Origin of the sequence: uncultured Campylobacter sp. (assembly GCF_938039245.1) — a bacterium.
In the GTDB taxonomy this organism is placed as follows: domain Bacteria; phylum Campylobacterota; class Campylobacteria; order Campylobacterales; family Campylobacteraceae; genus Campylobacter_A.
Window position 1 is genome coordinate 26935 of record NZ_CALHVN010000060.1, and the last position, 13919, is coordinate 40853.

Genomic DNA, 13919 nt, shown 5'->3' on the forward strand with positions numbered 1-13919 from the left:
TTTCTTGGTTTGATCGTCCGCCTTCATTTATGAGATTCATAGGGCTTAAATGGCTTATAAATTTAACTCACCCTGATGTATTTAAATTCAATATGAATAAGGAAGTTAAGGACTTTTATAAATTATTCCTAGAGGTTGACGTAAGCGATAACCAAGTAAAAGAGCTTATAGGTGAGTAAAAAAGCCTTTGTATTTTTAAGCATCCTATTGCTGGGGTTTATGTTACTTTCTATACTAATATGAAAATACGGCTTTAATGCGGAAGATTATCTAACGTATTTTAAAGCCGTTATAAAAGGCGAAGACTTAAAAAATTATCAAGTTATGCATACTTTGATAACGGAAATTCGCCTTCCTAGAATAATGGCCTGCATTATAATAGGCGCTAGTTTGGCTATTTCTGGCTCAGCATACCAAGCCATGTTTGTAAATCCTCTAGTAAGTCCATCAATACTTGGGGTTTTAAGCGGTGCCGGATTCGGCGCCGCCATAGGAATGTTTTTCGGATTAAACGAATATCTCATTCAGCTTAGTACCTTTGCGTTTGGTTTTATAGCGGTACTGACGGCCTTAAGCATATCGGCTTTTTACTCGCGCTCAGGCAGTATTATAGTATTGGTTCTTGGTGGCGTTATTAGCGGCTCTCTTTTCACATCCTTACTATCAGCATTAAAATACACAGCCGATCCAAATGACTCATTGCCGGCTATTACTTATTTTTTAATGGGTAGCCTAGGGTTTGCTTCGAAGAATTTTATTCAAATTTCGATTCTACCGATGTTTATAGGAATACTATTGTTGGCCTTTAGCGGCAAATATTTAAATGCGCTGAGTTTGGGGGAAGAAGAGGCTAAAAGTCTGGGCATAAATGTTGCTAGGGTTAAAATTTTCGTTATTTTGGTTGCTACTTTTATTAGCGCCCTAAGCGTAACGATAGCCGGCATTATCGGATGGATAGGCCTCATAGTTCCACATATGGCTCGTTTTATATTCGGAGCGGATAATCGCGCCGTATTGTCTAGTTCAGCTATGATAGGTGCTATATTTTTACTCTTTTGCGATAACTTTTCTAGACTTATGTTTACTTTTGAAGTCCCGATAGGTATAGTAACTTCACTGTTTGGAATACCTATATTTATTCTAGTGCTTCGTAGAGCTAAAAAGAGTTTTTAATGATAGAAATCAGAAATCTAAAATTCGGATACAAAGATAAGAATATACTAAACGGTATAAGTTTTAGTATCAAAAAAGGCGATACGCTTAGTATTCTGGGCGCAAACGGTAGCAGTAAAAGCACCCTTCTACGTATTATGCTTGGATTTTTAAAATTCGAGGGCACGGTAAATATATGCGGTAAAAGCGTAAGGAATTACGAAAAAAAAGAACTTGCAAGGCTTATAGCCTACGTTCCTCAAACACATGCCCCGTCATATGAATATGGCGTATTTGACATAGTATTAATGGGCGCATTGTGCAGAACGTCTTTATTTTCTAACTTTAGCCTTGCCGACAAAAAGCTTTCCGATTATGCATTGGAAAGAATGGGTATTTTAGAGCTAAAAGATGAACTTTATACTAGAATAAGCGGTGGACAAAGGCAGCTGGCATATATCGCTAGGACCTTAGTGCAAGGCGCCAAAGTTATTTTTATGGACGAACCTACGACCGGGCTTGACTTTGGCAATCAAATTAAACTACTTGAAATGATAAAGACGCTAAAAGACGAGGGGTATACTTTCGTACAAACTACTCATTACCCTCGTCACGCTAAATTTGTTTCAAATCTAGTATTGTTTTTAAAAGACGGCAAGATACTAGATTTTGGAAAGTGCGATGAATTGATAAATCCATCAAATATAGATAAGATTTACGGAATAGATTATCAAAAATATGAGGACAAATTATGATATTACCTTCTAATTACGATAGGCTGGATTTTAATAAGCTTTATAAGGAGCAAAGAACAAATAGTTCTTTTATTAGGAAATCAGTAGCCAAATGGGACGTTAAGGCAGCAAGCTTTAGCGAGAGCGTACTTAAGAGCGGCTATGTTAAAGACTTTATTTCAAGAGTTGATTTTGAGGGCGTAAGAACGCTTCTTGATTTCGCATGCGGTGCCGGAGCATTAAGCATAGCCGCAGCAAATAAGGTAGATAAAATTTACGGTTATGATTTTTCGTCGAAAATGCTAGAATTTGCCGAACAAAACTCTCGGGATTTTAATTGTAAAAATATTGAATTCGCGCAAAAAGCATTCGAAGACGACTTTAGCGACGTACCTGAGTGTGATATTACATTTGCATCTCGTTGCCTTGACGTAGATGACTTAAAACAAGCCCTAGAGAAATTACTTTCAAAGACGAAAAAAGCCCTTTATATTACTTTTAAAGTCGGTAGTTTCATTAATGAAGACGTTTTAAATGCTCTTGGGAGCAACATTGAAAAAAGGCCAGACTTTATATATTTAATAAATATTTTATTCCAAATGGGATATCTTCCAAAGCTAGAATATATACAAACTTCATGCGGTGATGTAATACCTGAAACTATCGACGATCTTGTTAAAAAAATACAATGGGGACTTTCAAGAGAGCTTACGGAGCCAGAAGTTTATAATCTCAATAAGTACTTTAACGGCAACCGCTTTGAGCAAAAACAAGAATATATGAACTGGGCCTTCATAAGAGTAGATAAATAGTGCCGTCATGCTGTGGATTATTGTCTATAAGGTAAAAATAAAATATGCAAGCTTGGCAACTTAAAAACCGCATAAATTATCGCTTTTTGATCTGCGTCGGTAGCGCCCCGTAATAGCTCTTAAAAGCCTGGCCGAAGTGTCCGAGGCTTTTATACCCGACGATATTTGCTGCTTCGGATACGTTAATATCTCCGCTTAAAAGTAGCTCTTTGGCGATTTTTAGCCTTTCGTTTTGCAGCGCTGCGTAAATAGTCGTGCCGAAAATTTCTTTAAACCCTTTTTTAAGTTTAAATTCATTTATGGCGCAAGCGCGGGCGAGCTCTTTGATGGTAGGCGGATTTTGCAGATCGCAAAGTAGCCGTTCTCTTGCCTTATATATGGATTTTACGTCGTGTTCGCACAAATTTGCCTCGTCAAATTCGCTTTTATCCGACTTGGACGGCGAGCTTTTGCAAACTAAATCCAAAATTTTAGATTCTACGAATATTTCCTTTAATCGCCCGCAATACAAGCGCGAATCGGCCAGTTCGCGTAGCACAAGCCTTTGGCGCAAATTTATTGTTACGCTTATGGAGCTAAATTTATCATCCTCAAATCCGCTAAATATATCCAGTCCCAAGGCGGCTGTTTTGCTTACCGGGATACACTGATTTGCGTATTTTTTACCGCCTTGATATTTCAAAGCACCTTCGAAATTTTTAATAGTTTTGCCGATTAGGACGGTGTTTGGAGCAAAATTTACGCACTTGTCCGTTCGTAGGTCTTTTAGCTTTATTAGGTTATCTCCCGTATTAAACCACAAAAAACAATAATCCTCTTCGTGAAATGTATGCATAGCCGTATCGTCTCTAAATTCGATACCCGAACCGCAATAGCTAAATCCGGAGGGTAAATTAAACTGCTCGACGTTAGCTCTAAAATCGCTACACTCAAAGTCGAATTCGCCTGCAAATTTGTCGCTTTTTAGATTTAGCTCCTCTTGCCATTTGGCGATAAATTTGTTCATCTCGACGATCTTTGACATAAAATTCCTCTACCGCAAAAAATAATCCCGATCGGGATAAAAAATGCTTGATAATTATTATCGAATTATATAAAATGGCTCTTTAAAATAAACTTTTTACAAAGAGGAATAAAAATGAAAAGTATCCCTAGGTTTACGGTATTGTTGTCGGTTACGGCAGCTTGTGCGCTAAATGCGGCTTCTAACGTTAGCTTAAAAGAGGTAACGGTCTCGGCAAATAAAATGGAAGAAAACATCAAAGACGTGGCTCAAAGCATCAGCGTCATGGACGAAAACGAGATCGAACAAAAACGTATCAAGTCCGTAAAAGACGCCATCAGGCAGATCCCAAATATGCACGAATCGCTTTACGTAAATAAAACTCGCGTAAATTTTCGCGGCGTAAATCAATCGGAATTTACCAACTCAAACCCCGTTACCGTCTATATCGACGGGGTACCGACTAGTAGCACCTACGGCAGATACGATGCGTTTTTAACCAACTTCGAGCGGATAGAAATTTTGCGCGGACCTCAGGCGGCGCTATACGGCAAAGATAGCATCGGCGGCGTCATAAACGTAATCTCAAAGCAGCCGCAAAATAAATGGAACGGCGGCATAGGCGCGGAGTACGGTAGCTATAACTACATCTCGTCAAATTTCGACGCAAACGGCGCGCTCATAGACGATAAGCTATTTTTAAGCCTGAGTGGCGCTATAAAAAGCGACGACGGCTGGATCAAAAACGAATTTAACGGCGACGATAAGGCCTCTAAAAGCGTAGGGCATAGATTTAGCGCGGCTCTAACCGCAAAGCCTACCGATAGGCTAACGGTAAGGCTTACGCTAGCGCACGATAAGGATGATAGCGACTTTTTTAGGGGAGGCTCGGGCGCCGGAGCTAGCGATTCGGAAATATTTTACGGTATGAGCAGACAAAAAGCAAAGCGAGCAAATTCCGACCTGCCGACGACGAATGAACAAAAGTCGTTTTCGCAAGCTTTAGCGTTTGACTACGAATTTAACGCGGCAAAATTTAGCTCTATTACTACGCATAAAAAATCGACCAGCGATAGTCTTTGGGACTCTGATTTTGCAAATTTGCCCCGATATACCGAGGCCGTGCAGTTTCAAAATCTAAAAATAGACACTCTAACTCAGGAATTTAAAATTTCAAACTCGGACGCGGGCAAATTTAAATGGATCGGCGGAGTATATTTCGAACGCGAAAAGACCAAATATTCGCACCTTGGCGGGGAGCAGTATTTAACGCCGATGATAAAGCTAAAAAAAGATACGCCCTCAAATATGAAAGCTACTACGGCAGCGGCGTTTGGGCAGGTTAATTACGAATTTATTCAAGACCTTACGCTTAGCCTTGGCGGTAGATATCAAAAAATCAATAAAAAAATCGACGAAAAGACTACTTATTCGCATCAGCTACCGATGTTCGGACTGGTTGATTACGAGTTTAGAGATAGTGCGAGCTGGACTAAATTTTTACCTAAAATAGGGCTTATTTACCGCTTAAACGACGATTTGAGCGTTTTTGCGAACTACTCGCAAGGGTATTTAGCGGGCGGATATAACTACTTCGCCGGCTTTGGAGGGAGAGACGAAAACAAATTCGGCCCTCAAACGAGCGATAACTACGAGCTTGGGCTTCGCGGAAACGCGTTTGAGGATAGGCTAAAATTTGCCGCTACGCTCTTTCATGTGGACATAAAAGACATCCATATGTATAAGATAATAAACTCCACGCAATACGTCACGGCAAACGGAGGCAAAGCAAAATCGGACGGCATCGAGCTTGAAGCGACCTATCAAGCTAGTAGCGAGCTTGAGATAAACGGCGCTCTTGGTATAAATAAAACCAAATACAAACAAAATTCACAGTATCCTAACGCCGTAGGCAAAAAGATAGAAAATACCCCTGCGTTTAACGCAAATTTGGGCGTTTCATACGTTCATCCCAGCGGAGTTTACGCCCGCGCGGATCTGTTAGCCGCCGGCGCTACGTATTTTGACGCGCAAAATTTACTAAAACAAGGCTCGTGGGTCACGCTTGATCTTAGGCTCGGGTATCGTTTTAAAGACTTCGATGTTTACGCCTTTGCTACAAACGTCACGGATAAAACCTACGTAACGGCGTATATGGGCGGCAACGGTTACGGGCTGGTGCAGCTAAACGATCCTAGGAGATTCGGGCTTGGCGTAAGGTATAGTTTTTAACCGAATTTGAGATAAATTTAAAGAAATTTTAATGAGAAACGATAAACCCAATCTACTTAAAGAAGTTATCGCTCCCGTAGCAAAAAGCGTCAAGGCGGCGACTTTTTTGGGAGCGGCTTCGGCTTTGTTTTACGCTTCGGCTTTGACGGCATTTGCTTTTTCGCTTTCAAATTTACAAAATAGCAAGATAAATTTTACGCTTTTAGGCGCGGCGCTCGCGCTTATTTTATGCGAATTTTTCGCACGAAAGGCCGCTTTTGGTATCTCGCATAAAGCCGCGTTTGATTTGGAGCGAATTTTACGCCTAAATTTGTCTCGCCATTTAGCCGCCGTTCCTTACGGCGAAGCGCTAAATTTGGGTGCGGGCAAGATAAAAAAGATAATGTTTGACGATGTAAAAAATTTGCACGCTTTTACGGCCGATATGACGCCGATGATCGGCAGGAGCGCCGCTTCTGCGCTTGCTTGCACGGTTTGCGTTTTGATCCTTGAGCCCAGACTTTTGCCCGTAGTTTTGATTATGCCGTTTTTAGGTATCGCCGCGATGAGGCTAGCTTTAAGAGGCGGCGCGGAAAATTTAAAAAAATACGAAAACGCCCAGAGCGCTGTCGGTTCAAGCATTATAGAGTTTATCCAAGCGATGCCGGTACTACGTACTTTTGACGGGGGTAGCGGGAGTTTTGGCAGATTTGATAACGCGCTAAAAGAATTTGACGCAAATTTACGCACGTGGATAAAGGGCTCTTCGGCGCCGACGCGCATAGGAGTTACGCTTTTATCGCCCGTGCCTACGCTATTTGCTTTGAGCGCCGTAGGGTCGTATTCGGTTTTAGACGGCTCGCTTGATATCGGCCGTTTAGCGGGCGTGCTGATGCTTGGTTGCGCCGTAGTAGATTCTTTACTGCCTTTGATGCTGGTTAGTAAATTCGCCCAGATTTCTAAGCTCGCCGCAAGCGAAATTTTAGAGGTCATGAGTATCGCCGCGCTTCCCATTTGCGCTTCGCCCAGAGTCCCCGTTTCAAACGATATCGAGTTTAGAAACGTAAATTTTAAGTATAAAGGCAAAGACGAATTTACTCTAAAAAACGTAAATTTTAAAGCAAATGCAGGCAGCGTGACGGCATTAGTAGGCGCAAGCGGAGCTGGCAAAAGCACGGTCGCTATGCTGGCGGCTCGTTTTTACGACGTTAGCGAGGGAGAAATTTTGATCGGCGGGGTAAATATAAAAGAGATTGCGCCGTCAAATTTGGCGAATTTGGTATCTTTCGTTTTTCAAGATACGTTTTTGTTTAACGAAAGCATCTACGAAAATATCGCAAAAGCAAAGCCCGGCGCGCTCAAAGACGAAGTTATCGCAGCGGCAAAAGCGGCTAATATTCACGAATTTATACAAAGTTTGCCGCAAGGATACGATACGCCGGCCGGCGAAAAAGGAGCGAAATTAAGCGGAGGGCAAAAACAGCGCATTACGATAGCGCGAGCTATTTTAAAAGACGCGCCCATAATAATCCTCGACGAAGCGACGGCGTTTATCGATCCTCAAAGCGAGGAGCAGATCATAAAAGCCGTTTCGAATTTGATAAAAAACAAAACCCTCATAGTCGTCGCCCACCGCTTGTCTACCATAAAAAACGCCGATCAAATTTTGGTTTTTGAGGACGGCGAAATAGTCCAAAGCGGCACGCACGACGAACTTATAAAGGGCGGAGCGTATAAAAAGCTATGGGACGACGACGAAAGCGCGCAAATTTGGCGATACGGAGGAAATAATGAAGCCTAAAAGTATCTTTGAGCTTTTTAAAACGTTTTTGCAAATCGCCGCAAATAGCCAAAAAGAGTATCTAAAAAGCTTCATTAGCGGCGCTATGGCGCTATTTTTACAGGGATTTTTCTACGTCTGGTTTTATTTTTTGTTTTTAAATTTGCTTGAAAACGACGTCGAAAATTCGCTCGTTTGCTTGGCGGTTTTGGGCACGCTTGGCGTAGTTTTTTGCGTATTAAAATTTATGAGTACGCATTACGACAGGAGCGAGCCTTTTATCGACGCGCTTTATGACTTGCGCTCAAATTTAGCCCGCAAGCTCACGGCGGTGCCGCTTCAAAGCGTACATAGGTATAAAACCGGCGAGCTAAACGCCGTATTTTCAAGCGGCGTGGACGATGCGGTAAAACTCATAAACGTCTTGCCGCTTATATTTTTAGAGCCTATTATCATCGGAGCGATCGCGATTTGCGCGAGCTTATTTTTTGCTCCGCAGCTTGCTTTGCTTATGTTTTTGGGCGCTATTTGCGCAGCGTTTCTTTACAAACTAAAAAGAAAAATCTCAGTCGCTAGAAGCAAAGAGCTAGCCGCGGCTAACGCTCGCTTGGAGTCTCAAATACTAGAATACGCCCAAGGCTTAGGAGTTTTGCGCGCTATTAATCAAACGGGAGATAACGCGTTAAATTTAAAAAACGCTACCGACGAAGTTAGAAATGTACAGCTTAAATGCTCCGCCGATATTCCCGGGCTTGTTCTAGGCTCGCTTACGGCGATTTTGATTTGTTTGAGTCTGTTTTTAGGCGTTTATTTGTATTTGCTAGAAGAAATTTCGCTCGCCGCTCTTGCCGCTTCGTTAGTTATCCTCTCGCGCCTAGCCGAGCCTTTTAGCGTTTTTCTTTCGGCGGCATGGGTTTTTGACCTGATAGATAACAGCTTTACGAAAGTAAAAGAAATTTTGCGGTTAGAGGAGCTTAAATTTGACGAGCCTTTGAGCAAACCCGGCGCCTTTGACGTAAAATTTGAAAACGTAAATTTTGCTTACGAGAATACAGGCAAACCCGCGCTAAAAAATATAAATTTTCATTTGCCCTCCGGCAGTCTTACGGCCTTAGTCGGAGCTAGCGGTAGCGGTAAGACGACTATAACTAGGCTCATCATGCGCTACGCCGATGCAAATGCGGGCGATATAAAAATAGGCGGCGTAAATATAAAAAATATGAGCCAAAAAGAGCTATTAAAACTCATAAGCGTCGTATTTCAAGACGTTTATATCTTTGAAGACAGCGTGATAAACAATATAAAAATGAGCGCAAACGCGAGCCTAGATGAGGTGCGCGCGGCGGCAAAAGCGGCTAACTGCGAGGAGTTTATAGAGCGTTTACCGCACGGCTACGATACTATCTTAAAAAGCGGACGACTCAGCGGCGGCGAAGCTCAGCGTATATCGATCGCCAGAGCGATGCTAAAAGACGCGCCGATCATAATCCTAGACGAGCCTACGGCGGCTCTGGACACGTCCAGCGAGGCTGCGGTGCAAAAAGCTATCTCTAAGCTCGTAAAAAATAAAACCGTTATAGTCGCGGCTCATAGGCTCTCTACTATCGCTAGCGCGGATCAAATTTTAGTTTTTGACGGCGCGGAAATAATCCAGCGCGGAACTCACGAGCAGCTGATCGCCGCAGACGGAAAATACCGTCAAATGTGGCAAGCTAGCCAAAACGTCAAATCTTGGCGTATAAATCCATAAATTTAGGAGAAACGATGAAGGAATACAAATTCGCAAACGGCGAAATTTTAAGCTATGAGGATTTGGGCGAAAATTTTAGCCGGGTTTTGGTTTATCACCACGGCATGCTCGCACAGATGCCAAAGGCCGTAGCTAAATTTTGCGAGGAAAATCAAATAAGGCTCATTTTAGTATATCGCGGCGGACATTTTAAAAGTTCGCTTTTTAAAAACGACGATACGTTATTAAAATTCGGGCTTAGGATGAAGGAGTTTTTAAGCGGCATAAAAATAGCTAAATTTAGCGTCCTTAGCGAATCTACGGGCGCTATTTATGCGCTTGCTACGGCAGCCGCATGCGAAAGGGCGGCGCAAAATTTGTTTTTATTAAGCCCTTTTGTCGCTTTAAAAGAGCTTTTGCCGCTTTTTACTAACGGCGCTCAGTTGGAGCAAATTTACGGATTTTTACGAAACGCTAGTATCGACGAATCCGTAGCGGCTACTAAAAATATGTATGCAAATGCGAGTCCTACGATGCTACGCCTCGTGGAGCCGCAGATGGATGGCATTGGATTTGACTCGTGGATGCAGGCGCGTACTCTGGGATTTGAGATTGGTAAAATCGAGCAAAACTCTATCGTTTGGCACTCCAAAGAAGACAAAGAAGTGCCGTTTGAAGCAGCCATGCAAATTTCAAAAATGTTGCCGCGCTGCGAGCTGATCGACTCTAACAATACGCGCGGCGGACAAAAGGCGATTTTGGGGTTTTTGGAGATTATTAAAGAAAAGATTTAATAATAATTGCCGAATGTAATAGAAGTATTTGCGAAGCGGTATTTTGCCGCCATTATATCTATAACGTATGATAGGCTTTTGACTATAATTCTTTAAAAGCTTCCTATTAAAAAACTTAGACGTTCTACCTGCGAAAATTATTTTTGGTCTATAAAGTTTCGTCTAAGTTTTCACATTTTTCTTTTGCTCGGCCAAAGAAAAATATAGGCCGCCAGATAAGACCTTACGGCAAACTCGTTTGAGTTTGCTAAGTAAGTATTAACATATTGCCCTATTAGGGGTTGTTTTTATTAAATTAAAACAAATTGGAGTTAATAGAAAAATTTACTTTTGTTTTTCTGCTCTGTATTTTGGCATAAATTTAGATATTAAAAAAAGAATTGCCTCTAACAATGTCTTTAAATTATTTGCTTACATACTTTACGATATCTTTTAGCACTAGCGGTATTACGTCGCCGTGTCCTTGCCCTTCGTAGATTTTAAATTCGTATTTGACGCCCGACTTTTTTAGAATTTCAGCTAAATCGGCCGCTTTTAGTATATTTTCTTTGTCTGTTTTGCCCGCCCTTTTTTCTAATTCTCCTACGCTAAGTCTTATAAAACTCGCCTTTAATCTAATTTTTAGTTTACCGTCGTTATCTAAGGCCTCCTTTATAATTTTTGAATCTCCCCACCAAAGAGACGGAGAAGCTATAAAAAACTCATCAAATATACCGTCATTTTGTAAAAGCGAATAAACTAAAAATAGTCCGCCAAAAGAGTGGCCGTAAAATATTTTTTCGCTATTTTTTATATCGTATTCTTTGTCTGCAAACGGCATTAACCGCTCTTTTATAAATTTATAAAATTTGTCCGCATTGCCGCCTTGTTCGTATTCAGCGCCTTGGGCTAAAGGCGTTAAGTCCTTTGTTCGCCTTGCGGTATCGTAGGCTAGCGGCGTATCGTATCCGACGCCTATGATAAGCGGTACATTGTCGTTTGAAGTAAAATCTTTAAATAAATTAAGCAACACGGAAAATTGCGCATTCGCATCGAGCATAAAAATCGCTTTTGGATAAACGTTGCGGTTTTTCGGAACGGCTTGAAAAATTTTATATATTTCTCCGCCTGCACTTTCTAGTATGGAGTATTTAACATCAAAAAGCCGATAAACGCTTTCATCTATCGGCTCTATGTACTGAATGGGCTTTGCGCTGGCTGCAGCAATCATAATCAAAGCTCCCAAAAATAATTTAACAATCCTTACCACTTCGCGCTTACCTTAAACCAAAATCTCCTGCCCTCTTCAGGATACCAGTAGTAGTTGCCGTCATCGGCCATTCCCTCGTCGTAGCGGATATTATCAAAGATATTGTAGGCGGTCAAATTTAAGCTTAAATTTTTATTTACCTCCCAGCTAGCACCCAAATCGACGGTAAAAAGCTTCTTGTCGTTTTCGCTTACTTTATTGCCGGGACCGAATTTGACACTGGTTAGCTCGCTCTCGTAGTTTGCCCCAGCAAAGGTACTAACGCTTGCGATAGGCTTATACGTAAGCGTCAAATTTGCCGCGTGCTCGGGCGTTGCGGTCAGAGATTTGCCGTCTAGTCGGCTAAGATTGGTCTGGCTAAATTTGACCGGGCCGTTTGGGGTATTGATCGTCGGATCGCCGGTTTTGATTTTGGAGTTGTTGTATGTGTAGTTGCCGCGCAAATTTAGATTTTTTAGTATATCGTAGTCTGCGCTAAGCTCGATGCCCCAGACGTCGGCACCGTCGATGTTAAAGTAAGTTCCCCAGCCCGGGCAGTTTACGTGCGGAGCCGTAGCGCATGAGCCAAATGCCGGAATACGGTTGATGCTGCTACCGTCGGTGTCTAGGATTTTATCTTTAAACTCGTTTCTAAATAGAGTAACCGAACCTCTAAAATCCTCGCCGCTATCGTAGTAAGCGCCGATTTCATAAGTTAGGCTCTTTTCGGGTTTTAGGTCTGCGTTACCGAAATCTACTATCCTCCAGCCGCCTTGTATGGTGCCTACTTTCGGCGAGATTTGATTGACGTCGGGCGTCTTGTATCCTGTCGCTACGCCGCCTTTTAGCGTCCAGTTATCGCTTAGATTGTAAACTAGATATGCACGCGGCGAGAGATGATCGTCGAAAAATTCGTTATGCGTGAAGCGACCGCCCAGCGTCAAATAAAGCTTGTCGTCTAAAATCTCCCACTCGTCTTCTAAAAATGCCGCATGCTCTTTCATGGAGTAGGCTTTCGGGTTTCGCAGCACGCTTCTGCTCGAATTTGATACGATAAATGTGGTTTTAACCGTCTGTTTGCTGAAATCATAGCCGAAAGTTAGCGTATGCGAATCTAGGAAGGTGCTAAACTTGGAGTTAAAGTTGTGGTTTTTTACATCGGCCGGCGTTAAGCTATCAAAGAGGCTCGTTCGCTTCGTTTGGTCATAAATGTAGCTCACGTCGGCATTTAAGTTTTCAAAATTTCCCAGGTATCCTACTCCGTAGCTATCTTTTTTGTAGTCGTAACTATTTAGCAGCCTGTTTGTCCTTACGGTTGCCGTCTTGCCGACGGTGCGCGAGTATTCGTGGCGTTCTTGGGAAGCTAGGAGATAAAATTTATTGTATTCGTCGGGCGTGATCCATAGTTTGGCGCTAAAGTTTTTCTTATCGCTTTCCTGATATCCGCCCGGATAGCTATCCTCGTCGCGTAATTTTTTGTAGCCCCAAAGCTGAAGGCCGAGATATTTGTTAAGAAGCGGGAAGTTAAGATAAAAGTCCGCCTGACGCTGATCGCCGATGCCGCTATGAGCCTGCGCGATACCCGATATACTCGCGGAGCCGCTAAATTTATCGAAATTTTTCTTCGTGATGATATTTATGACTCCGCCCACCGCATCGCTACCGTAAAGCGAGCTCATCGGTCCTCTGATGATTTCGATTCGTTCTATCGCCTCAACCGGCGGGATAAAATTTGAGTTCATATCGCCGGCGCCGCCTTTTGGATTGGCCGCGCTTGAATTTACTCTTTTGCCGTCTATGAGAACTAGCGTTTGCGAACCTTCCATGCCTCGGATCGAGATACCGCTGGCGGGCCCGTCTTCGCCGCCTATAACGCTAACTCCCGGAGCTTTTGAGGCGATGCTATGCAACGAGGTAAAGCTGTCTTTTTTAAGATCTTCTCCTTTTATAACGGTAATGCTAGCCGGCGCATTTTTAATGTTTTGAGAAAAACCGCTAGCCGTGACTACGACCTCTTCTAAATTTATATTATCTACTGCTTGTAAATTTATTGCGCACACTAGCGAAACGATAGGCGCAAAAGCTTTATTTTTTGAAACAATCATATAAAATCCTTTAGAATACTTAATACTGATTTAAGTTATCAATCTTTCTTCGCGAATGATAACTAATATGGAATAAAATTAATATTAATTATCGTACATAGATAGAATTTGTCGCTAAAAGTCTGGTACCAAATTAATAAGATGGGTTTAAGGCAAGTATTAAAGCTTGTAAGATATGTTAAATTTGAAATTTTATCCATCCCGCAGTCAAAGCTAAATCATTGACACTAAGTTTTTAACTTTTGAGGCGCGATGGGTGAAGTGGTTTTAAAATCAGTAAAAACGATAGGATAACCTATCGTTTTTACGTTTTAACTAAAAATTATAGTGAAAATTCACCATAAACGATCTCTCGTCGCCTAGCCTCGAGC

General features: G+C 42.1%; 9 protein-coding genes and 1 pseudogene. 7 read left to right on the forward strand and 3 right to left on the reverse strand.

Translation table 11 applies throughout. The features are described from left to right. Positions 1-171: 171 nt before the first annotated feature. From Q0218_RS10675 to Q0218_RS10685, 3 genes and pseudogenes are all read left to right on the forward strand, one after another. Positions 172-1173, forward strand: a pseudogene (locus Q0218_RS10675) (iron ABC transporter permease). Continuing rightward, a complete protein-coding gene (locus Q0218_RS10680; RefSeq protein ID WP_297969438.1) occupies positions 1173-1907 on the forward strand; it encodes an ABC transporter ATP-binding protein in 735 nt (244 codons plus the stop codon). The pseudogene Q0218_RS10675 and the gene Q0218_RS10680 overlap by 1 nt, the downstream one beginning before the upstream one ends. Next, positions 1904-2698 (forward strand): class I SAM-dependent methyltransferase, encoded by a 795-nt coding sequence (locus Q0218_RS10685; RefSeq protein ID WP_297969440.1) that lies wholly within the window; start codon positions 1904-1906, stop codon positions 2696-2698. Before Q0218_RS10680 ends, Q0218_RS10685 begins: the two co-directional genes overlap by 4 nt. 76 nt (positions 2699-2774) lie before the next feature. Here the strand turns inward: Q0218_RS10685 and Q0218_RS10690 are convergent, their stop codons facing one another. Then, positions 2775-3722 carry an AraC family transcriptional regulator gene (locus Q0218_RS10690; protein ID WP_297969442.1) on the reverse strand — a complete coding sequence of 316 codons (948 nt, stop codon included), beginning with the start codon at positions 3720-3722 and terminating at the stop codon, positions 2775-2777. Between the two features lie 114 nt (positions 3723-3836). Between Q0218_RS10690 and Q0218_RS10695 the strand changes: the two genes are divergently transcribed. From Q0218_RS10695 to Q0218_RS10710, 4 genes are read left to right on the forward strand one after another with little or no spacing between them, the layout of a single operon-like run. Next, positions 3837-5933 carry a TonB-dependent receptor gene (locus tag Q0218_RS10695; RefSeq protein ID WP_297969444.1) on the forward strand — a complete coding sequence of 699 codons (2097 nt, stop codon included), beginning with the start codon at positions 3837-3839 and terminating at the stop codon, positions 5931-5933. Positions 5934-5964: 31 nt separating this feature from the next. Then, positions 5965-7713: an ABC transporter ATP-binding protein gene (locus Q0218_RS10700; protein ID WP_297969446.1), complete on the forward strand. Its 1749-nt coding sequence runs from the start codon at positions 5965-5967 to the stop codon at positions 7711-7713. Beyond that, positions 7703-9442: an ABC transporter ATP-binding protein gene (locus tag Q0218_RS10705; protein ID WP_297969447.1), complete on the forward strand. Its 1740-nt coding sequence runs from the start codon at positions 7703-7705 to the stop codon at positions 9440-9442. Before Q0218_RS10700 ends, Q0218_RS10705 begins: the two co-directional genes overlap by 11 nt. A gap of 14 nt (positions 9443-9456) precedes the next feature. Next, positions 9457-10215, forward strand: a complete 759-nt coding sequence (locus Q0218_RS10710) for a hypothetical protein (RefSeq protein WP_297969449.1) — start codon at positions 9457-9459, stop codon at positions 10213-10215. 403 nt (positions 10216-10618) lie between these two features. On the opposite strand, the gene Q0218_RS10715 is transcribed toward Q0218_RS10710, so the two are convergent. Beyond that, on the reverse strand, positions 10619-11425 hold the full coding sequence (locus tag Q0218_RS10715; RefSeq protein ID WP_297969451.1) for an alpha/beta hydrolase-fold protein: 807 nt from the start codon (positions 11423-11425) through the stop codon (positions 10619-10621). 32 nt (positions 11426-11457) lie between these two features. After that, positions 11458-13548, reverse strand: a complete 2091-nt coding sequence (locus Q0218_RS10720) for a TonB-dependent receptor (RefSeq protein ID WP_297969453.1) — start codon at positions 13546-13548, stop codon at positions 11458-11460. Positions 13549-13919 lie beyond the last annotated feature (371 nt).

Bases quoted from the DNA above. Each gene is read 5' to 3' on its own strand.
- Q0218_RS10680 (WP_297969438.1), top strand. From the start codon at position 1,173: ATGATAGAAATCAGAAATCTAAAATTCGGATACAAAGATAAGAATATA.
- Q0218_RS10685 (WP_297969440.1), top strand. From the start codon at position 1,904: ATGATATTACCTTCTAATTACGATAGGCTGGATTTTAATAAGCTTTAT.
- Q0218_RS10690 (WP_297969442.1), bottom strand. From the start codon at position 3,722: ATGTCAAAGATCGTCGAGATGAACAAATTTATCGCCAAATGGCAAGAG.
- Q0218_RS10695 (WP_297969444.1), top strand. From the start codon at position 3,837: ATGAAAAGTATCCCTAGGTTTACGGTATTGTTGTCGGTTACGGCAGCT.
- Q0218_RS10700 (WP_297969446.1), top strand. From the start codon at position 5,965: ATGAGAAACGATAAACCCAATCTACTTAAAGAAGTTATCGCTCCCGTA.
- Q0218_RS10705 (WP_297969447.1), top strand. From the start codon at position 7,703: ATGAAGCCTAAAAGTATCTTTGAGCTTTTTAAAACGTTTTTGCAAATC.
- Q0218_RS10710 (WP_297969449.1), top strand. From the start codon at position 9,457: ATGAAGGAATACAAATTCGCAAACGGCGAAATTTTAAGCTATGAGGAT.
- Q0218_RS10715 (WP_297969451.1), bottom strand. From the start codon at position 11,425: ATGATTGCTGCAGCCAGCGCAAAGCCCATTCAGTACATAGAGCCGATA.
- Q0218_RS10720 (WP_297969453.1), bottom strand. From the start codon at position 13,548: ATGATTGTTTCAAAAAATAAAGCTTTTGCGCCTATCGTTTCGCTAGTG.